Source organism: Acidimicrobiales bacterium (assembly GCA_036491125.1).
Lineage (GTDB): Bacteria > Actinomycetota > Acidimicrobiia > Acidimicrobiales > AC-9 > AC-9.
Genome location: DASXCO010000246.1, coordinates 1 through 25,589, shown reverse-complemented (window position 1 = coordinate 25,589; position 25,589 = coordinate 1). Strand labels below are relative to the sequence as shown.

Below are 25,589 nucleotides of genomic sequence, written 5' to 3'. Positions count from 1 at the left end.
AGGCGGAACCGGGATGGTACGAGTTCGAGGCCGGTGCGGGTGCATGATGGCGCGATCCCTATCGCGCCTGGAGATGTCGTGACTGAAGCCGTGTCCTGGGATCTGGCCGAGCGGGTGGCCGTTCGGGTCGCCGGCCGAGAGCCGTTCGCGGAGTCGTACCACTACTCGTCGCTACAGCCGGATTTCGAGGAGCTGACGGTCGAGGCCGAGGAGCTGGTCGCCCGGGCCACGGGGCTGCGGTCGCTGGCGGGCCCGGCTCGGGCGCGGGTGACGGACCGCCCGGGATGGGTTCGGGCCAACGTGGCCTCCTTCCAGCGGTTGCTCCGACCCGTCACCGAGCGGCTCGGCCCCCGCCTGCTGGCGAGCCCGATCGCCCCGGTGAGCCGGGCCGCCGCGGGTGTGCAGGTGGGCACCGTTCTCGGGTGGATGTCCACGCGGGTGCTCGGCCAGTACGACCTGCTCCTGGCGGAGGACGAGCGCATCGAGGAGCAGGACATCGTGTACTTCGTCGGGCCCAACGTGCTCAGCCTGGAGAAGCGGTTCTCGTTCCCGCCCCGCCAGTTCCGCCTGTGGCTGGCGCTGCACGAGGTGACCCATCGGGCCCAGTTCACCGGCATCCCGTGGATGCGACCCCACTTCCTCTCCCTCGTGGACCAGACCCTCGGGGCCATGGATCCCGACCCCCGCCGGTTTCTCGAGGGCCTCAAGCGGGCGGCTGAGGAGGTGCGGGCCGGGCGCAACCCGCTTTCGGACGGCGGGCTGCTGGGTCTGGTCATGGGGACCGAGCAGCACGCCGTCCTGGGCAAGGTCCAGGGGCTGATGAGCCTGCTCGAAGGCCACGGGGACGTGACCATGGACCGGGCCGGGGCCGCTCGGATCCCGAGCGCCGAGCGATTCAGCCGGGTGCTGCGCGACCGCCGGCGTCAGGTCAGGGGACCAGCCCGCGTGCTCCAGCAGCTGATCGGCCTCGAGGCCAAGATGCGCCAGTACGAGTACGGCGAGCAGTTCGTGGCCGCCGTCGAGGCGGCCGGCGGTCCGGAGCTGCTCGGGCTGGCGTGGAGGGCGCCGGACGACCTTCCCTCCCTGGAGGAGATCCGCGACCCGCCGAGCTGGATGCGCCGCGTCAGGACGAGGTGAGCCCCGATCCTTGCTGAGCTCCTGAGCCGTTGCGTCTTTCCGCCGCCGGGGTCGGCGCTCAGCTGCGCCGTCTCGGGCGGAGCGGACTCGCTGGCGTTGCTGGCTCTCGCCAGCGAGGCCGGGTGTGCGGTCACCGCCGTCCATGTCGACCACGGTCTGCGGGCAGGGTCGGGCGGCGAGGCCGGGGTCGTCGAGGCCGCCGCCCGCCGGTTCGGAGCGAGGTTCCGGGCCGAGCGGCTGGCTCTCGCTCCCGGGCCCAACCTCGAGGCGCGGGCCCGGGCGGCGCGCTTCGCCGTCCTGCCCGCCGACGTGGCGACCGGGCACACCGCCGATGACCAGGCCGAGACGATGGTCCTGAACCTGCTGCGGGGCGCCGCCGCCGGGGGGCTCGGGGGTATGCGCGTCGGGCGCCGACACCCGATCCTCGGCCTGCGCCGGGCCGAGACGGCGGCGGTCTGCCGGCACCTCGGCCTGACACCGGTGCGGGATCCGTCGAACGAGGACCCCGCTCATCGCCGCAACCGGGTCCGCCACGAGGTGATGCCCCTGCTGGACGACGTCGCGCAACGCGACGTCGTGCCTGTCCTCACCCGCCAGGCCGCGCTCCTGGCGGACGAGGCCGACTACCTCGACTCGCTGGCCGCGGCCATCGACCCCACCGACGCGCGGGCCCTGGCACGTGCTCCCGTGGCGCTCGCCCGCCGGGCGGTGCGCACCTGGCTGCGGGGCGACGGTCCCTACGCGCCCACCGCGGACGCCGTCGAGCGGGTGCTCGACGTCGCCGGGGGCGGTGGTCGAGCGTGCGAGGTGGGTGCCGGTCTGAGAGTCCGCCGCTCCCGCGGGCGCCTGGCCCTGGAAGGAGCGGCCCATGACGCCGCGGTTCCCGCCGCAGATGCAACCTGATCGCCTCGCCGGTAGGGTCGAGCAGGTGAACAGCCCGGACACTGACGCGCCCCACGGCCGGCGGTGGGATGGGGGCCCCCACCGCTCGGAGGAGGGCGGGGATGGGGCCCCGCCTCCGGCGGCGAAGCCGCCGGTAGCAGCGCCTGCCAGCCTCGAGGACGAAGCCAACCTGGGACGGGTGGTGGTGGCCGAGGACGCGCTGACGGCTCGGGTCGAGGAGCTCGGCCGTCAGATCACCCTCGACTACGCAGGTCGTCCTCCGCTGCTCGTGGGTGTGCTGAAAGGTGCCTTCGTCTTCATGAGCGACCTGGCCCGGGCCATCCGTCTGCCCGTCGAGTTCGACTTCATGGCGGTGGCGTCGTACGGAAGCGCCACCAAGACCAGCGGCGTCGTTCGCATCGTCAAGGATCTCGACCTCGATCTCTCTGACCGGCACGTCCTCGTGGTGGAGGACATCGTCGACAGCGGGCTCACGCTGTCGTACCTCCGGCGCAACCTCCTGGCGCGCGGGCCCGCCAGCCTCGAGGTGTGCGCCTTGCTGGTGAAGGAGGGGCTTCAGCGGACCAAGCTCGACCTGCGCTACGTCGGCTTCCGCATCCCGCCTGATTTCGTCGTCGGGTACGGGCTGGACATCTCCGAGAGATACCGCAACCTGCCGAGGGTCTGCGTCTACGTCGGGAACGACATGCCGAGGCCGCAGTGAGCGTGGATCGCGGCCGCATCGAGAAGGCGGTCGGGGAGCTTCTGGAGGCGATCGGCGAGGATCCGGACCGGGAGGGCCTCCTGGCGACCCCAGCGCGGGTCGCGGCCATGTACGAGGAGCTCTTCTCGGGCATCGACGACGACCCCGAGCGACACCTGACGGTCACGTTCGCGGCCGAGCACGACGAGATGGTGATGGTGAAGGACATCGCCTTCGCCTCGATGTGCGAGCACCACATGGTGCCGTTCATCGGCAGGGCGGCCGTCGCCTACATCCCGAACGACGACGGCCGCATCACGGGGCTGTCCAAGATCGCCCGTCTGGTCGAGGCCTACGCGCGGAGGCTCCAGGTCCAGGAGCGGCTGACCAGCCAGGTGGCCGACACGCTCGAGCGGGGGCTGGCGCCGAGAGGCGTGCTCGTGGTGATGGAGGCGGAGCACCTCTGCATGTCCATGCGGGGGGTGAAGAAGCCGGGGGCCCTGACGGTGACCTCGGCGGTGCGGGGCCTGTTTCGCTCCGATGTCGCCACCCGGGCCGAGGCGATGCAGTTCATCCACGGTCGGTAGAGGCCGTCGCACCCGCCAGCCGCCCCGTAGATCCGACAGCGGGCCGTCGGCGGGCCCTTCCGTCCACCGCTCACCAGGCTGAGAACCTACGCTGACTCCCATGCGCGCGTTGGTGATGGGTGTGCTGAACGTGACGCCGGACTCGTTCTCCGACGGAGGTCAGTTCTGCTCTCACGACGCCGCGGTGGCTCACGGTCTCGAGATGGTGGCCGAGGGTGTCGACGTCGTGGACGTCGGCGGCGAGTCGAGCCGGCCCGGCGCCGAGCCAGTCGCCGAGCCCGAGGAGCTTCGGCGGGTGATCCCGGTCATCGAGGCCCTGTCGCCGCACGTTCGGGTATCGGTCGACACGGCCAAGGCGCCGGTCGCCGAGGCGGCCGTGCGTGCCGGAGCGACCCTGGTCAACGACATCTCCGCCTCGTTGCACGAGGTGGCGGCGGCGGAGGGCGTGGGTTGGGTTGCAATGCACATGCGGGGCACCCCCCGGACGATGCACCACGACCCCCGCTACGACGATGTCGTCGGCGAGGTCTCGGCCTTCCTCGAGGAACGGGCCGAGCGGGCGCTGGCGGCCGGGGTCAGCGAGGTCTGGGTGGACCCGGGGATCGGCTTCGGCAAGACGGCCGAGCACAACCTGAGCCTCCTCCGCCACCTCGGTCGGCTGGTGGCGAGCGGCCACCCCGTCCTGATCGGCACGAGCCGCAAGAGCTTTCTCGGACAGCTGGTCGAGAGCGAGCCGAGCCCCCTTCCCACCGAGGAGCGCCTGGCCGGGTCGCTGGCCACGGCCGTCTGGGCGATGGCGAACGGTGCCGGCATGGTTCGTGTCCACGACGTCGGCCCGACCATCCAGGCGGCGCAGGTCGTGGGCGAGGACAGCGACGTGGTCCTGGGGGACGAGTGAAGGGTCGCTGGGCGGCCGGGATCGCCCCCCGCAACTTCGCCTGGGTGATCAGAGATCACCTGGCGGTGAGCGAGCGCCCCGGCGGCTATGCCCGCAACCACCGGCGAGTGCGCCGGCAGGAGGAGATCATCTGGCTCCGGGAGCAGGGGTTCACCCTCGTAGTGTCGCTGCTCGGGTCCCCGCACAACCTCCACGCCTACGACGAGATGGATATTCCCTGGGCGCACTTTCCCTTCGGTCCCAGCTCCGAGCCCCGTCTGGTGCTTCCCGACATCTTCGTGCACCTGCGGGGTTGGCTGGACCAGGGCGAGCGGCTCCTCCTGCACCAGGAGGAGCTCGGCGACCGGGTGATGGGTGTGATCGCCGGGTACCTCCGCTGGTCAGGCAAGGTGCCTTCGGGCCCGCAGTCCATCGCCGCCGTCGAGCGCATCGTGCGCCGGCAGATGGGCCCACTTGGTCGACAGCTGGTAACCCTCTCGCCCGAGCTCGACATCGGCCCCGGAGGGGGGCCCGAAGATGCGGCCGGCGAGGCCGATGACGCCCGATGACGCGGGTGAGCGTTTCGACCGGATCGAGATCCGGGCCCTCCGGGTCGTAGGTACCCACGGAGCCCTCCCCGAGGAGCAGACCCGGGGCCAGCCCTTCGAGATCGACCTCGACGTGGTCGCCGATCTCACCGCCGCCGGCCGCACGGACGATCTGGCGGGCACCGTCGACTATGGCGAGGTGGTCGAGCAAGCGATGTCGGTCGTCACCAGCCGGAGCTATCGCCTGTTGGAGGCCCTGGCCGAGGGCATCGCCGACGCGGTGCTCGGTGACAGCCGGGTGACAGCGGTCATCGTCGGCGTGCGGAAGCTGCGCCCGCCGCTGGCCGCGGATCTCGACTCGGTCGGGGTGCGGATCACCCGGTCCCGCCCGTAGGCGTGCGCGCCTTTCTCGGCCTCGGGTCCAACATCGGGGACCGTCGCACCGCCCTGCGACAGGCCGTTTCCCGCCTGCCCGACGTCGTGGGTGTCTCCCCGCTCTACGAGACCGAACCGGTCGGTGGGCCCCCCGGCCAGAGGCCCTATCTCAACCTCGTCGTCGAGCTGGCCACCGAACGCACGCCACGGCAGCTCCTCGAGCTCGGGGGCCGGCTGGAGGCCGCGGCGGGAAGAGTCCCGGCCGAGCGGTGGGGTCCGCGGCCTCTCGACGTCGACGTCCTCCTGGTCGGTGACCAGAAGGTCGAGGACCCCGACCTGGTCGTGCCCCATCCCCGGATGTGGGAGCGGCGCTTCGTGGTCGCGCCGCTGGCCGACCTGGCTCCCGAGCTGGTGCCCGACGGCTGGGAGGCGCGCGTCTCGGGCGAGGTCGCCAAATTGGGTACTCTCTAGGCACTGCACGAACGGCACCCTCGTTGGAGGGGCCGGAACGTCGAGAGAGGTCGTTTGACCAGTTTTCGCCTGATCGGACCGGGTCGCGCCGGACGGTCACTCGCCACGGCCCTGTCGAATGCCGGCTGGGGCCTCGCTGGCATGCTGGGGCGCCACGACGACCTGCGCTTCGCAGCACGCGGCGTCGACGTACTGGTGATCGCCACCCCCGACGGTGCTGTCGCCCGGGTGAGCGCCGCCGTCGAGCCCTCGCCGACCGCCGTGGTGCTCCACCTGGCCGGCTCGCTCGGGCTGGACGTGCTCGACTCCCATCCCCGACGGGCGTCCGTGCACCCCCTCGTCACCCTCCCCGAGCCCGGCGTGGGCGCGGCCCGTCTCGCCGCCGGAGCGTTCTTCGCCGTGGCGGGCGACCCGTTGGCGTTCGACCTGGTGGCGGCGCTCGGAGGTCAGCCCCTGGCCGTGCCCGACGCCGCCCGAGCCACCTATCACGCCGCTGCGTGCCTGGCCGCCAACCACGTGGTCGCCCTGCTCGGCCAGGTCGAGCGGGTAGCCGCCGGCGCAGGGGTCCCGCTGGCGGCCTTCATGGCGCTCGCTCGCGGCGCCCTCGACGACGTTGCCGCCGTCGGGCCGGCGCGCGCCCTCACCGGGCCGGTGGCCCGAGGCGATCGGGCCACGGTCGAGCGACACCGCGCCGTGCTCGACCCCGCCGAGCGACCCGCGTACGACGCCCTGGTCGAGCTGTCCCAGCGGCTGGTGCAGGAGCGCGCGATGGAGGGGCTGGCGGCGTGCCGGTGATCGAGACGCTCGACGAGCTGACCCGGACCCTCGAGAAGGAGCGGGCCACGGGCCGCCAGGTGGGCCTCATACCGACCATGGGCGCCCTCCACGCCGGCCATCTGTCGCTGGTGGATCGGGCCCGGGCGGAGTGCGACACCGTGGTGATGACGGTTTTCGTGAACCCCCTCCAGTTCGATGCCCGCGAGGACCTGACGAGCTATCCGCGAGACCACGAAAGGGACGTCGAGCTCGGTGGCCGACGGGGCGTGGACTATGTCTTCCTGCCGGCGGAGAAGGAGATGTACCCGGGTCCGGTGCTGACCTCGGTGCGGGTGTCGGCACTGACCGAGGGCCTGGAGGGAGCGGTCCGTCCCGGCCATTTCGAAGGCGTGGCGACCGTCGTGTCGAAGCTGTTCGCCGCCACGGGACGATGTCGCGCCTACTTCGGCGAGAAGGACTACCAACAGCTGCTGGTCGTGCGCCGCCTGGCCGCCGACCTCTCGTTCCCGGTCGAGGTCATCGGGTGCGAGACGGTACGTGAGCGCGATGGCGTGGCCCTGTCGAGCCGCAACGCCCGGTTGACGCTGGAACAGCGGGCGGCCGCCCCCGTGCTGCACCGCGCGCTGCTGGCCGGTCGCCGCGCGGTCGACGCCGGTGAGCCAACGCCGGAACGGGTCGCGACGGCGATGGCAGCGGTCGTGACCGCCGAGCCACTCGCCCAGCTCGACTACGCCGTGGCTGTCGATGCCAACGACCTGACCGTGCCCGCCACCCTCGCGGGCGACGTCCGTCTGTTGGTCGGGGCCCGCTTCGGGTCGACCCGCCTGCTCGACAACCTCGGAGCGCGGACGCCATGAGCGCCCACGCGTGCCCGACCCTCGCGAAAGGCAAGAGATGCGCCGCCGCATGATGAAGTCCAAGATCCATCGGGCCACCGTGACGGGAGCCGAGCTCGACTACGTTGGCTCGATCAGCCTCGACACCCGCCTGATGGAACTGGCCGACATCCGGGAGCACGAGCAGGTGGCCGTGCTCGACATCGACAACGGTGCCCGGTTCGAGACCTACGCCATCGCCGGTCGGGATGGCGAGGTCTGTCTCAACGGCGCCGCCGCTCGGCTCGTCCAAACGGGCGACAAGGTGATCGTCCTCACCTACGCCGACTACGAGGACTCCGAGCTCGAAGGGTTCGAGCCGCGCGTCGTGCACGTCGACGCTGCCAACCGGGTGTTCCAGCCGGTTGGGCTCCAGCCCACCCCTCGCTAGTGACGAACCCCGGCCTCCCGGCCGAAGGTCCGGCGGCGCTGGACGTCCTCATCGTCGGGAGCGGGGTGGCCGGGCTGTCGGCGGCCGTGCGGGCGGCCGGGAGCTCGGGCCTCCGGGTCGGCGTGGTGACCAAGGCCGAGCTGGCGCAGTCGACGACGCGCTGGGCCCAGGGCGGCGTGGCCGCCGTGCTGGGGGTGGACGAGGACTCGACGGACCTCCACCTGGCGGACACCCTGGCCGCGGGAGCCGGCCTGTGCGACGCCGATGCCGTGAAGGTGCTCGTCGGAGAGGGCCCGGCCAGGGTCGAGGAGCTCATCGCCATGGGCGCGGTGTTCGACCGCCATCCGGGGGGCGGGCTCGCGTTGGCCCGTGAGGGCGGTCACTCGACCGCCCGCGTCGTCCACGCCGGCGGGGCGGCCACGGGTGCGGAGATCGAGCGGGCGCTGGTGGATGCCGTGCGGGAGACGGCTGCGGCCCTGCTCGAGGGGTGGTTCGCCGTCGACCTCCTCGTGGAGGCCGGGCGCTGCCGCGGCGTGGTGGCCCTCGATCCGGGCGGCCGACCCCACGAGGTCCGGGCGTCCCAGGTGGTCCTGGCGACGGGGGGCGCGGGCCAGATCTACGCCGTGACCACCAACCCGTCCGAAGCCAGCGGGGACGGCGTCGCCATGGCCCTGCGCCGCGGGGTAGCGGTGGCCGACGTCGAGTTCATGCAGTTCCACCCGACCGCCCTGCACCATCCGGCCATGCCCCGTCCCCTGCTCTCCGAGGCGCTGCGAGGCCACGGGGCCCGGCTTCGGGACGTCGACGGCCGGCGCTTCGTCGAGGAGCTGTCACCGCGCGACGTTGTCAGTCGGGCCATGGCTGACCGCATGCTCGAGCAGGGCGTTGACCATCTGTGGCTGGACGCCACCGGGCTCGAGCGTTTCGACCGGCGGTTCCCGACGATCGCGGCCTCGGTCCGCTCGATCGGCCTCGACCCGAGCTCCGACTGGCTACCTATTGCTCCTGCCGCCCACTACCTGTCGGGCGGGCTGCTGACCGATCTCGACGGAGCGTCCACCCTCCCGGGTCTGTGGGCGTGCGGGGAGGTGGCCTGCACGGGGGTCCACGGCGCCAACCGACTGGCGTCGAACTCGTTGCTCGAGGGCATGGTGTTCGCGGCCCGGGTGGTCGAGGCGATCGCCGATGGTCGTGACGGGCCCGAGCCCTCGGGCGCCATGGGCCCGACGCTGGAAGCCTTCGATGGCGCGCCAGCCACTCACACTGCGACCGACCATGGCGACGATGACACGATCCCCGTGCGGCTCCTCGAGCCCTGGCGTCGGCACGATTCAGCACCGGAGAGCGCGGCAGGCGACGACGGCGAGGTGGACAAACGTCGCCACCGACTCCAGCAGGCGATGACGCTCGGCGCGGGGGTGATAAGGAGCGAGGAGTCTCTGGCCGCCGCTCACGCCGTCGTGGACGAGGTCGCCGGTGCAGGGCGCGGGCCGGCGACCTGGGAGCTGGCCAACCTGGTCGAGGTGGCGAGGGCCGTGCTGTCGGCTGCCACCGCCCGGCGGGAAAGCCGGGGCGCCCACTCCCGCTCCGACTTTCCGGCGCTGGACCCCGCGCTGCGCTGCCGGCTGGTACCGACCCGGTGACCGGATGAACCGGTGACCGCCCAGCTGCCCGCCGTCCACCCGCCGCTTTCGGCGGTCCGAGAAGCGGTGGGCCGAGCCCTGGCCGAGGACCTGCTGCCCCTCGGCGACCTCACGGCTTCGCTCCTGCCCGCCGGCACGCGGACCGAGGCCCGCCTGGTCGCCCGGGTCGAGGGGGTGCTCGCCGGGCGCGCCTGCGCCACCGAAGCCTTCCTACAGGTGGACGCGTCGACGACGCTGGCCTGGCAGCTGGACGACGGCGCTCCACTGGCGCCTGGTCGCACGATCGCCACCGTCTGTGGGCCGGCGGGCCCGGTACTGAGCGCAGAGCGCACCGCCCTCAACTTCCTGTGCCATCTGTCGGGGGTGGCCACCGCCACCCGCCGCCTGGTCGACCGGGCCCGGGTGGCCAACCCGGCCACGCGGATCCTGGACACCAGGAAGACGACGCCCGGCCTGCGCGCGCTCGAGAAAGCCGCCGTGCGGGCCGGCGGCGGTGTGAACCACCGGGGCAGTCTCTCGGACGGCGTCCTCGTGAAGGACAACCATCTGGGGAACGTGACGATCGCCGAGGCGGTGGCCAGGGCCAGTCGCAGCTGGCCGGGACGCCTGCTGGAGGTCGAGTGCGACCGGCTCGACCAGGTGGCCGAGGCGGTGGCGACGGGCGCCAACCAGGTGCTGTTGGACAACATGACGCCCGACGAGGTCGCCGCCTGCGTCGCCATGGTCCGGGAGCGCGCGCCCGACGGGCCCGACGGTGTCCGCGTGCTGGTCGAGGTCTCCGGCGGCGTCACGGTCGACACGGTGGGCGCGTTCGCGGCCGCGGGTGCCGACCTCATCTCGGTGGGAGCGATCACCCACTCCGCTCCGGCGGTCGACATCGGCCTCGACCTTGGGGAGGCCTGACCCGTGCTGCTCGCCATCGACGTCGGCAACACGCAGACGGTCGTCGGTATGTTCGGACCGGCCTCCGCCGACGCGCCGCCGAGCGCTGACGGAGAGCTGCTCCACCACTGGCGCATCGCGACCGAGTCCGAACGCACAGCCGACGAGTACGCCCTCCTCGTGACGCACCTGCTCGACCTCAACGACCTCGATGTCGCCGACACTGTCACCGGGGTGGCCCTGTCGTCGGGCGTGCCCAGGGTCACCGCCTCTCTGCGCGAGATGTTCAACCGTTGGTACCCGGTGCCCGTTGTCGTGGTCGAGCCCGGGACGCGCACGGGAATGCCCATCATGATCGACAACCCGAAGGAGGTGGGCGCCGACCGGATCGCCAACGCGGTGGCCGCTTTCGACCTGTATGGAGGCCCGGCCATCGTGGTGGACCTGGGGACGGCTACCACCTTCGACGCCATCTCGGAGCGCGGCGAGTACCTCGGCGGGGCCATCGCGCCGGGCGTCGAGATCAGCCTCGACGCACTGTTCGAGCGTGCGGCCGCGCTGCGCCGCGTCGAGCTGGTGGAAGCCCCTCGGCACCTCATCGGGAAGAGCACGGTGGAGGCGCTCCAGTCCGGTGCCGTCTATGGCTGCGCGGCGATGGTGGACGGCATGTGCCGGCGGCTGGAGGACGAGCTCGGCCCGTCGACGGTCGTGGCCACGGGAGGGTTGGCCGATCTGATCTGCCGGGTGTGCACAAGCGTGCAGCACCACGAGCCATGGCTTACGCTCCACGGGCTGCGGCTCGTCTTCGAGCGCAACGTGGCCCCGCGGTAGGTAGTCGTCCGAGGACCCGGAGGACCATGCCCGACGTCCCCTACCGTTTCGAGCGCACCGACGAGGCGGCCCGCCTGCAGACGGCGTTCGCCGAGCTGGGTGTCGGCGAGGAGACCGGCGTGTCGGTCTCCGTGGCCGGGCGGCTCATGCTCATCAGGCCCCAGGGCAAGCTGACCTTCGCCGAGCTGCGGGACTCGAGCGGGGCCGTTCAGCTCTTCGCGGGGAGCGGCTTCACCGAGCGCTACGACGCCTTCTCCCGGCTCTCGCTGGGTGATTGGGTGGGAGCGACCGGCGAGGTCGTCCGGACGCGCCGGGGCGAGTTGTCCGTGAAGTTGCGCGACTGGGAGCTGCTGGCCGAGGCCCGGCGGGGCTTCGGCGACAAGTGGCGGGGCATCGCCGACCCCGAAGTCCGCTATCGCCAGCGCTACGTGGACCTGTGGGCGAACGACTCGACACGCAAGGTCTTCGGCCTGCGCAGCCGCACGGTCAGCTTCGTCCGAGCATGGTTGGAGGAGCGCGGCTTCGTGGAGGTCGAGACGCCCGTGCTGCACCCGGTGCCGGGAGGCGCGGACGCCCGTCCCTTCGTCACCCACCACAACGCCCTCGACATGGATCTCTACCTTCGAGTCGCCACTGAGCTGTACCTCAAGCGACTGGTCGTCGGGGGCATGGAACGCGTCTTCGAGCTCGGGCGCGTCTTCCGCAACGAGGGTCTCTCGCGCCGCCACAACCCCGAGTTCACGCTGCTCGAGCTCTACCAGGCCTACGCCGACTACACCGACATGATGGAGCTCGTCGAGGACCTGGTCTCGAGCCTGGCCCGCGAGCTCGTGGGGACCACCTCGCTCACCTATGGAGGCCGCCCCATCGACCTGGCCCCGCCCTGGCGGCGGGCCACCATGACCGAGCTGGTCGAGGAGCACGCCAGCGTCGCGGTCGACGTCGGCATGTCCGTGCCGGAGCTGCGCGCCATCGCCGCAGCGCACGACGTGCCCGTGACTCCCTCGTGGGGACCGGGCAAGCTCGTGCTCGAGATCTACGAGAAGACCACCGAGGCCGAGCTCTGGGGTCCCGTGTTCGTGTGCGACTACCCGAAAGAGGTGTCGCCCCTCGCGCGCGACCACCGCACCCGGCCCGGGCTGGTCGAGCGCTTCGAGCCCATCGTCGCCGGCCGGGAGCTTGGCAACGCCTTCTCGGAGCTGGTGGACCCCGACGAGCAGCGGGCCCGCTTCGAGGAGCAGGCGGCCCGGCGGGCGGCGGGGGACACGGACGCCACAATGGTGGTCGACGAGGACTACCTGCGGGCGCTCGAGTACGGCTTGCCGCCGACGGCCGGCCTCGGGATCGGGATCGACCGCCTCGTGATGCTCCTTGGCGACGTTGCCAACATCCGCGACGTCATCGCCTTCCCGACGCTCAGGCCGGAGACGGCCGGCGGCGGGGCTGGGGCCCCCGCCGTTCCGGAGGAGGGCGGGGACGGGGCCCCGCCCGGGTCGGCGAAGCCGCAGCAATAGAGCGCGGTTGACTGGCGGGTTCAGCCGGTCGGGATGTCGTCGACCAGGATGTGGCCCAGGCGGCCGAGGGCCGAGCCGCTCGGGCCCGAGTTGAGGCCCGAGGCCGCCACGGCGGCCATGTCGGCGTAGCGCCGGCTGGCGCCGACCGCCGAAGCGATGCCACCCGAGGTGGCGACCATGTGGCGGGCCTTCTCCCGCTGGCTCCGGTCCAGCGGCCGGCCCAGCAACGAGCGCAGCTCGGGGCCGACGCCGGCGTCGCCGAGGGTCCGCAGCACGGGGAGGGTGTAGATGCCCCGCTCCAGGTCCTGGCCCACTCCCTTGCCCAGCTCGTCCTCGGTGGCGACGACGTCGAGAATGTCGTCACGAATTTGGAACACCATCCCGAAGCACTCCCCGAACGTGGTGAGGGCGTCCACCTGGCGCCGATCGAGGCCGGCCGTCAAGCCGCCGATGCGGCAGGAGGTCGCCATGAGCGACGCCGTCTTGTCGAGGATGGTGGTCAGGTAGGCCTGCTCGCCGCGGTCCACGTCGAACGCGGTGTGGACCTCGCTGATCTGGCCCTCGCAGAGGCGGGCGAGGGTGGCAGCCAGCAGCCCGGCCACCTCCGTCCCCAGGCTCGCGGCGATCCCGGCCGCCCGCGCCAGCAGAAAGTCCCCGGCCACCACGGCCACCAGGTTCCCCCACCGGTCATTGACGCTCTGGACCCCTCTCCTGGTCGCGGCCTCGTCCATGACGTCGTCGTGGTAGAGCGACGCCTGGTGCACCAGCTCCACTGCGACCCCTCCGAGCAGGACCTCCTCGGAGGCGGCCATACCGCCGGCGGCCGCCGCGGCCACGGTCAACGACGGTCTGAGGCGCTTGCCACCTGCGGCGATAAGGTGGGTCGCAACCTCACTGAGGAAGGGGTCTTCGGTGGTCACGACCCGGTGGAGGGTGATCTCGAGGCGAGCGAGATCATCCTCGAGGCCGGGAAGGCCGAGCACCTCTGCGACGTTCACTGGTAGTGGAACTTAGGCGAGATACACGTCACGCGGACAACCGGGAGGGGGTGCACTCCCCCATTCGGGGGCGCGAGCGGGTGGAGGTCCAGAAAAAGGAGGGAGCGAGGAACTGGACACCCACGGGTAGAATGAGACCATGGAGTCAGCCTTCCCAGGAGGCCGGTAGTTGTTCGAACGCTTCACAGACCGAGCCAGACGAGTGCTCGTCCTCGCTCAAGAGGAAGCGCGCCTGCTCAACCACAACTTCATCGGCACCGAGCACATCCTGCTCGGCCTCATCCACGAGGGTGAGGGCGTCGCAGCCAAGGCCCTCGAGTCCCTCGGGATCTCGCTGGAGGCCGTGAGGGAGAAGGTCGAGGAGACGATCGGGCCGGCTGGCAGCTCGCCCACCGGCTCGCCCCCCTTCACCCCCCGCGCCAAGAAGGTGCTGGAGCTGTCTCTGCGTGAGGCACTCCAGCTGGGGCACAACTACATCGGCACCGAGCACATGCTGCTCGGCCTGGTCCGCGAGGGTGAGGGTGTCGCCGCCCAGGTCCTGGTGAACCTGGGTGCCGACCTGTCGCGCGTGCGCCAGCAGGTGATCCAGCTCCTCTCCGGCTACCAGGGCAAGGAGTCGACATCGGGCGGCCCGTCCTCGGGGCAGGAGACGCCCTCGGGTTCGCCCGTTCTCGACCAGTTCGGACGCAATCTGACAACCCTGGCGAGGGAGCGCAAGCTCGACCCGGTCATCGGCCGGGACCGTGAGATCGAGCGGGTGATGCAGGTCCTCTCCCGGAGGACCAAGAACAACCCGGTGCTGATCGGCGAGCCGGGTGTGGGCAAGACCGCCATCGTCGAGGGCTTGTCGCAGAAGATCGTGGCCAACGACGTCCCCGAGACGCTCAAGGCCAAGCAGCTCTACACCCTCGATCTCGGGGCCCTGGTGGCCGGCAGCCGCTACCGGGGGGATTTCGAGGAGCGCCTCAAGAAGGTGCTGAAGGAGATCCGCACCAGGGGCGACATCATCCTGTTCATCGACGAGCTCCACACCCTCGTGGGCGCCGGCGCGGCCGAGGGTGCCATCGACGCTGCTTCCATCCTCAAGCCGATGCTGGCCCGCGGCGAGCTCCAGACGGTGGGTGCCACCACCCTCGACGAGTACCGCAAGCACCTGGAGAAGGACGCCGCCCTGGAGCGCCGGTTCCAGCCCATCAAGGTCGAGGAGCCGTCGCTCAACCACACGATCGAGATCCTGAAGGGACTGCGCGACCGCTACGAGAGTCACCACTCGGTGACGATCACCGACCAGGCCCTGGTCGCCGCGGCCAACCTCGCCGATCGCTACATCTCGGACCGCTACCTTCCCGACAAGGCCATCGACCTGATCGACGAGGCCGGCAGCCGCCTGCGCATCCGCCGCATGGCCACCCCGCCCGACTACAAGCAGCTCGAGGACGAGATCGGCCGCATCCGCCACGACAAGGAGACGGCGATCGAGCGCCAGGCCTTCGACCAGGCCAAGCAGCTGTCCGAGGAGGAGAAGGAGCGCCTCGACCGCAAGGCGGCCAAGGAGGCCGAGTGGCGGGCCGAGGGCATCGACCTGTTCGATGTGGTGGACGAGGAGGTCATCGCCGACGTCCTGGCCAACTGGACCGGCATCCCGGTCTACAAGCTGACCGAGGAGGAGACGGCCAAGCTTCTCCGGATGGAGGAGGAGCTCCACAAGAGGATCGTCGGCCAGGAGCCCGCCCTCCAGGCCCTGTCGCGGGCGATCCGCCGCACCCGGGCCGGCCTCAAGGACCCCAAGCGGCCCAGCGGGTCGTTCATCTTCCTGGGCCCGACCGGGGTCGGGAAGACCGAGCTGGCCAAGGCCCTGGCCGAGTTTCTCTTCGGCGACGAGGGTTCGCTCATCCAGCTCGACATGAGCGAGTACATGGAGAAGCACACCGTGAGCCGGCTGGTCGGCTCCCCGCCTGGCTACGTGGGCTACGAGGAGGGCGGCCAGCTGACCGAGGCCGTCCGGCGCAAGCCCTTCTCCGTGGTGCTGTTCGACGAGATCGAGAAGGCCCACCCGGACGTGTTCAACACCCTGCTCCAGATCCTGGAGGACGGGCGCCTGACCGACTCCCAGGGTCGCTCGGTCGACTTCAAGAACACCGTGCTGATCATGACCTCCAACCTGGGCACGGCCGACCTGCGTCGGGCGTCGGTGGGGTTCGCCAAGTCCGAAGAGTCGGTCACCTACGAGCGGATGAAGGAGCGGGTCAACGAGGCGCTCAAGCAGCACTTCCGGCCCGAGTTCCTCAACCGCATCGACGAGGTCATCGTCTTCCACGAGCTCTCCCGCGAGGAGGTCATCGAGATCGTCGACCTCATGACCAAGCGGGTGCGCGAGCAGCTCGAGGGGCAGGGCCTGGGTCTGGAGATGACCCGGGCGGCCAAGGAGCTGCTCGCCGAGAAGGGGTACGACCCTCAGCTCGGCGCCCGGCCGCTGCGCCGGTCGATCCAGCAGATGGTCGAGGACCCGCTCTCGGAGAAGCTCCTGTGGAAGGAGTTCCGGGTGGGCGAGACGATCATCGTCGACGTCGAGAACGGCGAGGTCGTGTTCCGGGCCATCGAGGGCATCGAGCCGCCGCCGGTGGAGCTGGCCGGAACCGGTCCCGCGCCGGAGTAGCGCCCACCCCCCGGCGGGCTCCTACGCTGTCGCCTCGTGTACGAACGGATACTCGTCGGAACCGATGGCTCGCGCACCGCGGCGAAGGCCGTCGACCGGGCCGTGGAGCTCGCCGGGGCCACCGGCGCCAAGCTCACCGTGCTGACCGTGGGCGCCGAGACCAAGTCGCTGCTCACCGCTGAGTCCGAGGTCGCCCGCCACCGAGGGAGTGGCGTGGCCATCGAGGCCATGGCGATCGACGGCGATCCGGCGGCCGTGCTGCTGGACGAGGCCGAGCGAGGCCGCTACGACCTCCTGGTGATGGGCAACAGGGGGATGACGGGGGTGAGCCGGTTCCTGATCGGATCGGTCCCCAACAAGGTGAGCCACCACGCCACCTCGACCATCCTGATCGTCCGCACCACCTGAGGCGCGCCGGTCCCTCACCGCCCTCCGGCGCGCCAGGCATCCACTGGACTGTCGCACCCTCCCGGTACGGTGCCAGTCGATGGCCCGTGATCGCAGAGTCCATCGCTGCACCGAGTGCGACAGCGTCTCGGCGCGGTGGAGCGGGCGATGTCCGTCGTGCGACGCATGGAACTCGTTGGTCGAGGAGACGCTGCCGGCCGACAAGGGACGTCGTGCCGTGACCGGCGCGCCATCGGCGGAGCCCGCTCGCCCGATAGCCGATGTCGAGTTGGCCGGGGCGGCGCCGATGCCGACGGGACTGGCCGAGCTGGACCGGGTGATGGCTGGTGGGGTGGTGCCCGGCTCGGTGACGCTGGTGGGCGGGGAGCCGGGGATCGGCAAGTCGACGCTCCTGCTGCAGGCGGTGGCGGCGATGGCCGCGGCGGGGGCGAAGGCCCTGCTGGTCTCGGCCGAGGAATCTGCCCAGCAGGTCCGTCTGCGGGCCGAGCGTCTCGGCGCCCTCCTGCCCGGGCTGTGGCTGCTCTCGGACACCTCGCTCCCCAACGTGCTGCAGGCGATCGGTGACCTGCGCCCCGATGTCGTTGTCGTCGACTCCATCCAGACAGTGCTCGACCCCGAGCTCGGATCGACGGCGGGCACGGTCACCCAGGTCCGGGAGTGCGCGTCGCAGCTGCTGCAGGCGGCCAAGTCGACGGCCGTGGCGACCCTCCTGGTGGGCCACGTGACCAAGGAAGGCACGCTGGCCGGACCTCGGGTGCTCGAGCACGTCGTCGACACCGTGCTGTCCTTCGAGGGCGAGCGCCACCACGCCCTCAGGCTGCTGCGGGCGACCAAGCACCGCTTCGGTCCCACCGGGGAGCTCGGGCTGTTCGAGATGGCCGAGGCCGGCCTGGCGGGCATCGCCGACCCCAGCCAGTTGCTGCTGGGAGACCGACAGACCGGTGTCCCGGGCGGAGTGGTGCTTCCGACCATGGAGGGCCATCGTCCGCTGCTGGTCGAGCTCCAGGCCCTGGTGGCCCCCACCAAGCTGCCGATGCCCCGTCGCTCGGCGCAGGGCCTGGACAGCGGGCGCATGGCGTTGCAGCTCGCCGTCCTCGAGCAGCGCGTCGGGCTGCTGCTCACCGGGGCGGACGTGTACGCCTCGGTCACCGGTGGGGTGCGGGTGACCGAGCCCGCCGCCGATCTCGCCCTGGGGCTGGCGCTGGCCTCGGCGGTGAGCGGTCGGGCGCTGCCGCCGGATCTCGTGGTGTGCGGCGAAGTCGGCCTCGGCGGCGAGGTCCGTCAGGTGGCGCAGCTGCCGCGACGCCTGGCCGAGGCCGTGCGCCTGGGATTCCGCCGGGCCGTGGTGCCCGCGTCGGGGCCGCGAGGACCCGCCGGGATGGAGATAGTCCGGGTGGCCACCCTGGCCGAGGCGGTCAAGCTCCTGTTGGCCGAGCCGACGGTGGAGACAGCGGCAGCCGGAGGCGGGCCCAGGGGCACGGCCCCAGTGGGCCTGGTGGGGTAACTATCGATCGCTTCCGCACCTCGGGGCTACGATTCCTCTGTGCTGGCCCGGCGTAGCGTGGCCATGATCGATGCCTTGGCGGTGGTGGCCCCTGGACGTCCGCTCCGTGAGGGTCTGGATCGCATCCTCCAGGCCAACATGGGGGCGCTGATCATCGTGGGGGACGGCCCCGCGGTGCTCTCCATCTGCTCCGGCGGCTTCCTCGTGGACGCCGGGTTCACGCCGCAGCGACTGTCGGAGCTGGCCAAGATGGACGGTGCGATCATCCTGTCGCCCGACGCCAGCCGCATCGCCAGGGCCAACGTGCACCTCGTTCCCAACCCGAACGTGCCGACCACCGAGACGGGGACGCGTCACCGCACGGCCGAGCGGGTGGCGCGGTCGATCGATGTGCCGGTTATCTCGGTGTCGGAGGACATGTCGATCATCGCTGTCTACCGACATGACCTGAAGCACCCGCTGCAGCCGATCCCCCAGCTCATCAACCGGGCCAACCAGGCCCTGCAGACCCTGGAGCGCTACAAGAACCGGCTCGACACGGTCAGCAGCTCCCTTTCCACCCTCGAGGTCGAGGACCTCGTCACCGTGCGCGACGTCGCCAGCGTGCTGCAGCGGGCGGAGATGGTTCGCCGCATCGCCGAGGAGGTGCACGGGTACCTGGTGGAGCTGGGCGATGACGGGCGTCTGCTCCTCCTTGCCCTCGACGAGCTGATGGGCGGGGTCGACGACGATCGCCGTCTGGTGGTGAAGGACTACCTGGGCGAGCAGCGCCCTCGAGGCCTCGACCAAGCCATGGAGGAGCTGGCCGGCCTGCCCAGCGAGGACCTCATGGACGTGAAGAACGTCGCCCGCATCCTTCGGATCGCGCCCGAGGTCGAGCTCGACGCCAGCCTCGAGCCCCGCGGCTTCCGGCTGCTGTCGAAGATCCCCCGCCTGCCCGACAGCGTGATCGATCGCATCGTGGCCCACTTCGCGACGCTTCAGAAGACCATGCGGGCCACGGTCGAGGACCTCGACGAGGTCGGCGGGGTCGGCGGGGCCCGGGCCCGGGCCGTGAAGGACGGCCTCTCCCGGTTGGCCGAGACCAGCATCCTCGACCGCTACAGCTGAGCCAGGGGATCAGGTCGCCCTGCGGGTCATCTGCTCGCGGTCGACGATCCGATAGTGGCGATCGGCCTGCTGCAACCACCCGAGCCGCAGGAAGGCCGCCAGCGCCTTGTTGACGCGTTCGCGTGACGCGCCGACGAGGCCGGCGAGCTCCTCCTGGGTGACGGGGAGGACGAACTCGTCGGCCGGGCCGGCCAGCTCGAGGAGCCGCTTGGCCGTTCGGCCGGGGACGTCGAGGAAGACGCTGTCGGCCAGCGCGGCGTTGGTGGCCCGCAGTCGGCCGGCCAGCATGGAGACCACCGACCACAGCAGCTCCGGCTGCCGGGCCAGGACATCCCTGATCGGCCCGTACGGCACGCCGACGAGGTGGGAGGGCTCGAGGGCCCTGGCCTCGGCCGAGCGGGGCCGGCCGTCGAACAGGGGCATGTCCCCGAACAGATCCTCCCGCTCCATGAGGGCGACCATGGTCTGGCGTCCATCGGGCGAGCGCTGCGCGATGGCGATCCGTCCGGACCGGACGATGAACAGCTCCTCGGCCGGGGCGTCCTGAGCGAACACCACGTCATTGCGCTGGAGCGAGACCGCCCGCGTCGCATCTACCACCTGGTCGAGGGCGGGGGGACCCAGTCCCCTGAACAGCTCCGATCTGGCCAGCAACTCGCCTTGGTGCATTTGGAGCCGCAGCGTACCTCGCACCTGCCTGAGAGGGCCGGTAGCCCTTGGGTGGCAAACACCCCGCCCGCAAAGTTGTCCAAAGTCGCCCCTCCCCGTACCCTGGAGGAATCCCCTCGCCGTCTCGTTCTTGGGAGTGGTATGTCGTTCGACGTCGGTGACAAAGTCGTCTACCCCCACCACGGCGCCGCCGTGATCGAAAAGCGCGAGAAAAAGGACGTTTTCGGCGAGAACCGCGAGTACCTGGTGCTCCGCCTTGCCTACGGGGACCTGACCCTCATGGTCCCGGCCGACAACACCGACGAGGTCGGTCTCCGAGAGGTGATCAACGACGAGGAGGTCGAGGAGGTGTTCGCCGTCCTTCGCAAGAAGGAGGCCCGGATGCCGACAAACTGGTCTCGTCGGTACAAGAACCACGTCGAGAAGCTCAAGTCCGGCGACATCTACCAAGTGGCCGAGGTCGTCCGGAACCTGTCCATCCGCGACAAGGACAAGGGCCTGTCGGCGGGCGAGAAGCGCATGCTCACTCGCGCCCGCCAGATCCTGGTCTCCGAGCTCACCTTCGCCATCGGCGTGAGCGAAGAAGAGGCGGAGGAGAAGTTGAACGAGGCGCTGCCCTAGCGGCACCGGTCACGACAGGAGTGGATGAGCGGGGGACGAGGGCTGAGGCCTGGGCGATCGTCGTGGCGGCGGGAAGCGCGACCCGTTTCGGACGGCTCAAGCAGTTCGAGTCGTTGGCCGGGCGTCGGGTGATCGACTGGTCGCTGGACGCGGCCCGCGCGGTCACCGCGGGCGTCGTGCTCGTCGTCCCTGATCGGGCTCTGACGGAAGCCCGCGGGGCCGATGTTGTCGTCACCGGTGGTTCGACCCGAGCCGCCTCGGTGCGAGCGGGCCTCGACGCCGTTCCCGCCGACGCCGAGGTGATCGTCGTCCACGACGCCGCCCGCCCTCTGGCGGGAGCCGACCTGTTCAGAGCGGTGGTGGAGGCGCTCGCCCCCGGCGTCGACGCCGCGGTACCCGGCGTTCCGATCGCGGAGACCGTCAAGCAGGTCGCCGACGGCCGGGTCGTCTCCACGCTGGACCGCAGCGAGCTGGTCGCCGTGCAGACTCCGCAGGCCTTCCGGGCAGCCGGGCTGAGGTCGGCCCATCGCACCGGGGGAGAGGCCACCGACGACGCCGCCCTGGTCGAGGCGGCCGGAGGGACGGTCGCGGTCGTGCCGGGCGATCCCCGCAACATCAAGTTGACCGAGGTCTCCGATCTCGTGGTGCTGGAAGCCCTCCTGCGACCATGACCGGTCGAGTCGGCCTCGGCTTCGACGTCCACGGGTTCAGCACCGACCCTGGTCGCCCGCTCGTGCTCGGCGGCGTCGCCATCGAGGGAGCGACGGGCCTGGCCGGGCACAGCGACGGCGATGTGGTCGCCCACGCGCTCGCCGACGCCATGCTCGGCGCCGCGACCATGGGGGACATCGGCCAGCATTTCCCCGACACCGATCCGACGTGGTCGGGCGCCGACAGCGTGGCGATCCTCGGCCGGGTGAGGGGCATGGTGCAGGACGCAGGATGGACACTCGTGAACGCCGACTGCACGGTCGTGCTCGAGACGCCGATGCTGGCTCCGTACCGCACCAGGCTCCAGGACCGACTGAGCGGGGTCCTCGGCGTGCCGGTGAGCGTCAAGGCCAAGCGATCGGAAGGCCTCGGGTCCCTGGGGCGGGCCGAGGGGATCGCCTGTCTGGCAGTGATGCTCCTGGAAGGCGGCGAACGATGACGGGTCGGCCGCGACCCCCCGGTGGGTCTCGACGACCGCATCGCGGGCAGGCCCCGAAGGGAGCGGCTGCCGGGCGCCGAGCCACCGAGCGGCGGCCGCCGGGAGCCCGGGACACGGCCCGGCGCCAGCCCCGCGGCCTGGGCGGCGAGCAGATAGAGGGCCGCCGGGCGGTACGCGAGCTGCTGGCCGCCGGGCGAAGGCGGACGCGGGACGTGTGGCTGGCCGAGGGAATGGACGACTCCCCGCTCCTCGCCGAGATCCGCCTCCTGGCCGCGGAGCGCGGCGTGCCCCTGCGGACGGTGGACAGGTCCCGTCTCGACGCCGAGTCCCGGACGGAGGTGCCGCAAGGGGTGCTGGCCCACGCCGAGGCCCTGCCGGAGGTCGACCTCGACGCCATGTCTCGGCGCTCGGCTGGGGGCCCCAGCCCCTTCCTCGTCGTCCTTGACGGGGTCACCGATCCTCACAACCTCGGCGCCCTGTTGCGCACGGCCGAGGGGGCGGGAAGCACGGGCGCGGTGCTGGGCCGCCACGGCGCCGCTCACATCACCCCCACGGTGGCCAAGGCCGCGGCCGGGGCGATCGAGCGGCTCCCGATGGCCATGATCCCGAGCGTCCCGGCCGGCCTGGCCGAGCTGGCGCGCCACGGGGTCTGGACGGTGGGCCTCGACAGCAAGGCGGAGACCTCGCTGTTCGGCCTGGCCCTGGCGGACCAGCCGCTGGCCCTGGTGCTGGGATCCGAGGGCCGGGGCCTGGCCCGGCTCACCCGCCAGCGCTGCGATCTGGTCGTGGCCATCCCGAGCGTCGGGACCCTCGCCTCTCTGAATGTCGCCGCCGCCGGCGCCGTGGCCTGCTTCGAAGTGGCCCGGCAGCGCCTGGCCCTGTCGTACTAGTTCTCGGCCGGAAAACTTTGGTGTGGTCTGGGGGGCTCGGGGTACATCTGTCCTGATTCGGGCGCGGGTGTGACGGTTGACACGGCCGCTCAGACTGGTTAAAAAGAACTAGTCCACACCACCATCGAGCGCCGCAGCTCGGTCACAGCACCTCAGAGGTAGAGAACATGTCGCTTCGAATCGACTGGCGTCCGGACCTCGACTGCCCTGACGACGAGCTCGTGGCCCGATTCCACGGCGGAGACGGCTGTGCCCTCGACGTCCTCCTCCAGCGCTACCGGCGCTTCGCCCGGGCCAAGGCGCGCACGTACTTCCTGGTCGGCGCCGACGCCGATGACATCGAGCAGGAGGGGTTGATCGGGCTGTACAAGGCGGCCAGGGACTTCCGTCCCGATCGGCAGTCCTCCTTCCGGGCCTTCGCCGAGCTGTGCATCACCCGCCAGGTGATCACCGCCATCAAGACAGCGACCCGCCACAAGCACCAGCCCCTCAACCAGTACGTGTCGATCTCGGCCACGCGGCCCGACGACGAGCCCAACGACCGCCTGGTGGAGAAGCTGCTCGGGTCCGACCACGGCACCGACCCGGCCGAGCAGGCGATCTCGCGCGAGCGCATGGAGGACATGCGCAGGTCCATGGCCGAGATGCTGTCGGTCCTGGAAGTCGACGTGCTCCGCCTATATGTCGAGGGAAAGTCCTACCAGGAGATCAGCGAGCGGCTCGGACGCCACGTCAAGTCGATCGACAACGCCCTCCAGCGCATCAAGCGCAAGGTCGATCTCCATCTCCAGGAGCGGGCCGCCGAGGATTCCCTCGTCGACGCCTAGTCTCCCGCGGCTGGCTGGCTGTCGACGACGGCCGGGTGGCCGAGCACCGCACCATCGTCGTGTGAGCTCAGGCGTCGTCGGTAGGGATGCTGATGCGCTCGAGCCAGAGGCCCGGGGCCTCCACCTCGGCGGGGGTCGGGAGGTTGCGGGCTGAGGTCCAGAGCTGGGACAGGGCCTGCTCACCGCCCCTCTCGATCACACCCTTCACGAAGGCGGCACCCCGGTCGAACTGTGCCTGGCCGAGCTCCAGACCGAACAGGCGCTCGACGAAGCGGTCGGCCTCGCCCCGCTCGACCCGCCGCCGCCGGAGTGCCTCCGTGAGTGACCCGTACGAGCTGATGAGCCGATGACCAACGCTGTCCATGACGTGGTCGACGTAGCCCTCGATGGCGGCCGTCAGCGCCTCGAGCTGGCTCAGCAACTGGCGCTGGGCGGGTGTCTGCAGCTCGCCCAGGAGCGCCGTCGGGTCGCCCAGTGCCTGCTGCAGGGAGTTGGGGTTGGTGGGGTCGATGTCCGCCAGTCGATCCTCGAGGGCGCTGGGGTCGTGCTGGAAGCCGGCGGCGTAGCCCTCGAGAAGCTCCTGCAGCCGGGCCCGGACGTGGGGCCGACCCAGGATGGCGTGGTGGGTCACCTCGCTGAGGCACACCCAGAGCCGGACATCGTCCAGGGGGAGGCTCCAGTCGCTGGCGAAGGCGGCGATGCTCGCCGGCACCATCATGAGCTGGTCGGAAGCAGGGCGGGGGATGGGAAGGTCGTACTGACCCATGGCCCGCTCGGCCAGATGGCCGACCATGGCGCCGAACTGGAGGCCGAGGAGCGTGGGCCCCATGACCTGACCCAGCTGGCCGAGGAACCCCGACGGGTCCTGGTCGGGGTCGGGATCCCAACCGGGCATCGGGTGGGGGTCCTCCGGCCCGCCCGGTCCGCCGGGGCCGCCCAGTCCACTCAGTCCGCCCAGTCCACCCAGTCCTTCCAGGCCTCCCAGTCCGCCCAGGCCTGCCGATCCCCCCTGGTCTCCTGGGCCGGGTGTGTCCTCGGGCCGGCCGCCAGGGCCGGGTGTGTCCTCGGGCCGGCCGCCAGGGCCGGGCTCCTCCGGCGCGCCCGATAGGGAGCGGGCCAACGAGTCCAGCAGGGGGCGCCACGCCTCGAGCGTGTGCCAGGCCCACTCGGATCGCGTCACCGGCTGGATGCTCACCACCCTGCCGCTCACGGTCGTCGAGAGCCCGGTGGCGTCGGCTACGTGGAGGTCCGCCACCCTGACCAGCTCTTCGAGGCGTATCCGCTCGAGCGGCTCGACGTTGGCCTCGGGCTGGCCTCCACTGGCGACACCCTGGGCGACCTGGCGGGCCAGCTCCCAGTGCACCGGACCCTGTGTCGCGAGCATCTTGAGCAGATCGCCGAGGAGGTTCTCGAAGAAGTTGCCGCCGCCGAAGGGCGAGGGTGTGCTCACCAGCCGAATGCTATGCGGGATGCGGGCGGAGCCGGTCTACGCCGCCGCTGAGCCGAGCGTCGCGTGCATCGGCCAGTGCCCGCCGTTGCGCACCACGTCGAGCGTGACCGACGCCCCCGGTCGATGGAGCCGCAGCGCACCCTGCAGGTCGAGTATCGACGGCACCGGCTGACCGTCCACCGAGTCGATGATGTCCTGCGGCTCCAACCCGGCCGAGGCAGCCGGGCTGTTGCTCTGCACAGCCAGGACCTGGACGCCCGGAGGCGTGCTCCCACCGGTCGATGTCGATGGCTCGTGGTCATCGGCGGAGACGCCGAGCCACGCGTGCACGACCTTGCCCGTCGTGACCAGCTGGTCCGCGGCGTCGTCGACGACTGTGGCCGATGCCGCCAGCCAGTGCGCGCCGCCACCGTCGTCAGTGGCCTCGGTGGTGATGCCAACGACCCTCCCGGACTGATCGAGCAGCGCGCCGCCTGGCGTCGGTCCTGCCGGGGCGTCGGTATCGATGGCGTCCAGCAGCGGCGGTCCGTCGTTCACCCGCACCTGCCGGTTGACTCCTCGGATGGTGCCGATGGTGACTGCGGGAGGTGAGCCCGCCGGGTCCGTGGCGCCAACGGCGATGGCGATCTGGCCGGTGGTCGGCACCGAGCTCGGGGCCAGGCTCAGGCTGGGCAGCTGATGACCCACCCGGAGGACGGCGACGCCATCGTCGGCGTCCTCGCCCACGACCGAGGCCGCCTCCTGCTGGCCGCTGGACGTGATCACGCTGATGCCCATTGCCCCGGCGAGCAGTCGGGCCACGGTGAGGATCAT

The 25,589-nt window shown here is 71.2% G+C and carries 28 protein-coding genes; 24 read left to right on the top strand and 4 right to left on the bottom strand.

Translation table 11 applies throughout. The features are described from left to right. Window positions 1-78: 78 nt before the first annotated feature. The 15 genes from VGF64_18920 to lysS all read left to right on the top strand — a co-directional run bounded on the left by VGF64_18920 (window position 79) and on the right by lysS (window position 12,493). The gene (locus VGF64_18920) at window positions 79-1,137 is read left to right on the top strand and encodes a zinc-dependent metalloprotease (GenBank protein HEY1636834.1); all 1,059 of its coding nucleotides are present in this window, start codon (window positions 79-81) and stop codon (window positions 1,135-1,137) included. Window positions 1,138-1,143: 6 nt separating this feature from the next. Continuing rightward, on the top strand, window positions 1,144-2,040 hold the full coding sequence (gene tilS, locus VGF64_18915; GenBank protein ID HEY1636833.1) for a tRNA lysidine(34) synthetase TilS: 897 nt from the start codon (window positions 1,144-1,146) through the stop codon (window positions 2,038-2,040). Beyond that, window positions 2,006-2,743 (top strand): hypoxanthine phosphoribosyltransferase, encoded by a 738-nt coding sequence (gene hpt / locus VGF64_18910; GenBank protein ID HEY1636832.1) that lies wholly within the window; start codon window positions 2,006-2,008, stop codon window positions 2,741-2,743. The genes tilS and hpt overlap by 35 nt, the downstream gene beginning before the upstream one ends. After that, window positions 2,740-3,309 carry a GTP cyclohydrolase I FolE gene (gene folE, locus VGF64_18905; protein ID HEY1636831.1) on the top strand — a complete coding sequence of 190 codons (570 nt, stop codon included), beginning with the start codon at window positions 2,740-2,742 and terminating at the stop codon, window positions 3,307-3,309. Before hpt ends, folE begins: the two co-directional genes overlap by 4 nt. A 100-nt stretch (window positions 3,310-3,409) precedes the next feature. After that, window positions 3,410-4,207, top strand: a complete 798-nt coding sequence (gene folP, locus VGF64_18900; GenBank protein ID HEY1636830.1) for a dihydropteroate synthase — start codon at window positions 3,410-3,412, stop codon at window positions 4,205-4,207. Beyond that, complete coding sequence (locus VGF64_18895; protein ID HEY1636829.1) at window positions 4,204-4,755, top strand: hypothetical protein; 552 nt, start codon at window positions 4,204-4,206, stop codon at window positions 4,753-4,755. The genes folP and VGF64_18895 overlap by 4 nt, the downstream gene beginning before the upstream one ends. Next, on the top strand, window positions 4,742-5,128 hold the full coding sequence (folB, locus tag VGF64_18890; protein ID HEY1636828.1) for a dihydroneopterin aldolase: 387 nt from the start codon (window positions 4,742-4,744) through the stop codon (window positions 5,126-5,128). Before VGF64_18895 ends, folB begins: the two co-directional genes overlap by 14 nt. Before the next feature lie 2 nt (window positions 5,129-5,130). Further along, window positions 5,131-5,580 (top strand): 2-amino-4-hydroxy-6-hydroxymethyldihydropteridine diphosphokinase, encoded by a 450-nt coding sequence (gene folK / locus VGF64_18885; protein HEY1636827.1) that lies wholly within the window; start codon window positions 5,131-5,133, stop codon window positions 5,578-5,580. 54 nt (window positions 5,581-5,634) lie between these two features. Then, the gene (locus tag VGF64_18880) at window positions 5,635-6,375 is read left to right on the top strand and encodes a DUF2520 domain-containing protein (GenBank protein HEY1636826.1); all 741 of its coding nucleotides are present in this window, start codon (window positions 5,635-5,637) and stop codon (window positions 6,373-6,375) included. Then, window positions 6,366-7,214 carry a pantoate--beta-alanine ligase gene (panC, locus tag VGF64_18875; protein ID HEY1636825.1) on the top strand — a complete coding sequence of 283 codons (849 nt, stop codon included), beginning with the start codon at window positions 6,366-6,368 and terminating at the stop codon, window positions 7,212-7,214. The genes VGF64_18880 and panC overlap by 10 nt, the downstream gene beginning before the upstream one ends. A gap of 49 nt (window positions 7,215-7,263) precedes the next feature. Continuing rightward, entirely contained in the window at window positions 7,264-7,623 is a 360-nt protein-coding gene (panD, locus tag VGF64_18870) for an aspartate 1-decarboxylase (GenBank protein HEY1636824.1), read from the top strand. Beyond that, window positions 7,623-9,266 (top strand): L-aspartate oxidase, encoded by a 1,644-nt coding sequence (gene nadB / locus VGF64_18865; GenBank protein HEY1636823.1) that lies wholly within the window; start codon window positions 7,623-7,625, stop codon window positions 9,264-9,266. The genes panD and nadB overlap by 1 nt, the downstream gene beginning before the upstream one ends. 12 nt (window positions 9,267-9,278) lie before the next feature. Then, window positions 9,279-10,169: a carboxylating nicotinate-nucleotide diphosphorylase gene (nadC, locus tag VGF64_18860; protein ID HEY1636822.1), complete on the top strand. Its 891-nt coding sequence runs from the start codon at window positions 9,279-9,281 to the stop codon at window positions 10,167-10,169. 3 nt (window positions 10,170-10,172) lie between these two features. Then, window positions 10,173-10,979, top strand: coding sequence for a type III pantothenate kinase (locus VGF64_18855; GenBank protein HEY1636821.1), 807 nt, complete (start codon window positions 10,173-10,175; stop codon window positions 10,977-10,979). Window positions 10,980-11,005: 26 nt separating this feature from the next. Further along, entirely contained in the window at window positions 11,006-12,493 is a 1,488-nt protein-coding gene (gene lysS, locus VGF64_18850) for a lysine--tRNA ligase (GenBank protein ID HEY1636820.1), read from the top strand. A 20-nt stretch (window positions 12,494-12,513) separates the two neighbouring features. Here lysS and VGF64_18845 read toward each other — a convergent pair whose 3' ends face one another. Then, window positions 12,514-13,491, bottom strand: a complete 978-nt coding sequence (locus VGF64_18845) for a polyprenyl synthetase family protein (GenBank protein HEY1636819.1) — start codon at window positions 13,489-13,491, stop codon at window positions 12,514-12,516. A 169-nt stretch (window positions 13,492-13,660) separates the two neighbouring features. Between VGF64_18845 and VGF64_18840 the strand changes: the two genes are divergently transcribed. From VGF64_18840 to disA, 4 genes are all read left to right on the top strand, one after another. Then, on the top strand, window positions 13,661-16,147 hold the full coding sequence (locus VGF64_18840; GenBank protein ID HEY1636818.1) for an ATP-dependent Clp protease ATP-binding subunit: 2,487 nt from the start codon (window positions 13,661-13,663) through the stop codon (window positions 16,145-16,147). A gap of 36 nt (window positions 16,148-16,183) precedes the next feature. After that, window positions 16,184-16,555 (top strand): universal stress protein, encoded by a 372-nt coding sequence (locus VGF64_18835; protein ID HEY1636817.1) that lies wholly within the window; start codon window positions 16,184-16,186, stop codon window positions 16,553-16,555. Between the two features lie 79 nt (window positions 16,556-16,634). Continuing rightward, the gene (gene radA, locus VGF64_18830; GenBank protein HEY1636816.1) at window positions 16,635-18,059 is read left to right on the top strand and encodes a DNA repair protein RadA; all 1,425 of its coding nucleotides are present in this window, start codon (window positions 16,635-16,637) and stop codon (window positions 18,057-18,059) included. Window positions 18,060-18,098: 39 nt separating this feature from the next. After that, window positions 18,099-19,169: a DNA integrity scanning diadenylate cyclase DisA gene (gene disA, locus VGF64_18825; GenBank protein HEY1636815.1), complete on the top strand. Its 1,071-nt coding sequence runs from the start codon at window positions 18,099-18,101 to the stop codon at window positions 19,167-19,169. 9 nt (window positions 19,170-19,178) lie between these two features. Here disA and VGF64_18820 read toward each other — a convergent pair whose 3' ends face one another. Next, window positions 19,179-19,838, bottom strand: a complete 660-nt coding sequence (locus VGF64_18820; GenBank protein ID HEY1636814.1) for a Crp/Fnr family transcriptional regulator — start codon at window positions 19,836-19,838, stop codon at window positions 19,179-19,181. Window positions 19,839-19,979: 141 nt separating this feature from the next. Here VGF64_18820 and VGF64_18815 point away from each other — a divergent pair, with 141 nt between their 5' ends. The 5 genes from VGF64_18815 (at window position 19,980) to sigH (ending at window position 23,326) form a co-directional block, all read left to right on the top strand. Next, the gene (locus VGF64_18815; protein HEY1636813.1) at window positions 19,980-20,459 is read left to right on the top strand and encodes a CarD family transcriptional regulator; all 480 of its coding nucleotides are present in this window, start codon (window positions 19,980-19,982) and stop codon (window positions 20,457-20,459) included. 20 nt (window positions 20,460-20,479) lie between these two features. Further along, window positions 20,480-21,130, top strand: coding sequence for a 2-C-methyl-D-erythritol 4-phosphate cytidylyltransferase (gene ispD / locus VGF64_18810; protein HEY1636812.1), 651 nt, complete (start codon window positions 20,480-20,482; stop codon window positions 21,128-21,130). Next, window positions 21,127-21,609, top strand: coding sequence for a 2-C-methyl-D-erythritol 2,4-cyclodiphosphate synthase (gene ispF, locus VGF64_18805; protein HEY1636811.1), 483 nt, complete (start codon window positions 21,127-21,129; stop codon window positions 21,607-21,609). Before ispD ends, ispF begins: the two co-directional genes overlap by 4 nt. Continuing rightward, entirely contained in the window at window positions 21,606-22,499 is an 894-nt protein-coding gene (rlmB, locus tag VGF64_18800) for a 23S rRNA (guanosine(2251)-2'-O)-methyltransferase RlmB (protein ID HEY1636810.1), read from the top strand. Before ispF ends, rlmB begins: the two co-directional genes overlap by 4 nt. A 167-nt stretch (window positions 22,500-22,666) precedes the next feature. Next, window positions 22,667-23,326 (top strand): RNA polymerase sporulation sigma factor SigH, encoded by a 660-nt coding sequence (gene sigH / locus VGF64_18795; GenBank protein HEY1636809.1) that lies wholly within the window; start codon window positions 22,667-22,669, stop codon window positions 23,324-23,326. Between the two features lie 67 nt (window positions 23,327-23,393). Here the strand turns inward: sigH and VGF64_18790 are convergent, their stop codons facing one another. Together VGF64_18790 and VGF64_18785 are read right to left on the bottom strand one after the other, a co-directional pair. Next, window positions 23,394-24,776, bottom strand: a complete 1,383-nt coding sequence (locus VGF64_18790) for a zinc-dependent metalloprotease (GenBank protein HEY1636808.1) — start codon at window positions 24,774-24,776, stop codon at window positions 23,394-23,396. Between the two features lie 36 nt (window positions 24,777-24,812). Next, on the bottom strand, window positions 24,813-25,589 hold a 777-nt coding region (locus VGF64_18785), incomplete at its 5' end, for a S1C family serine protease (protein HEY1636807.1).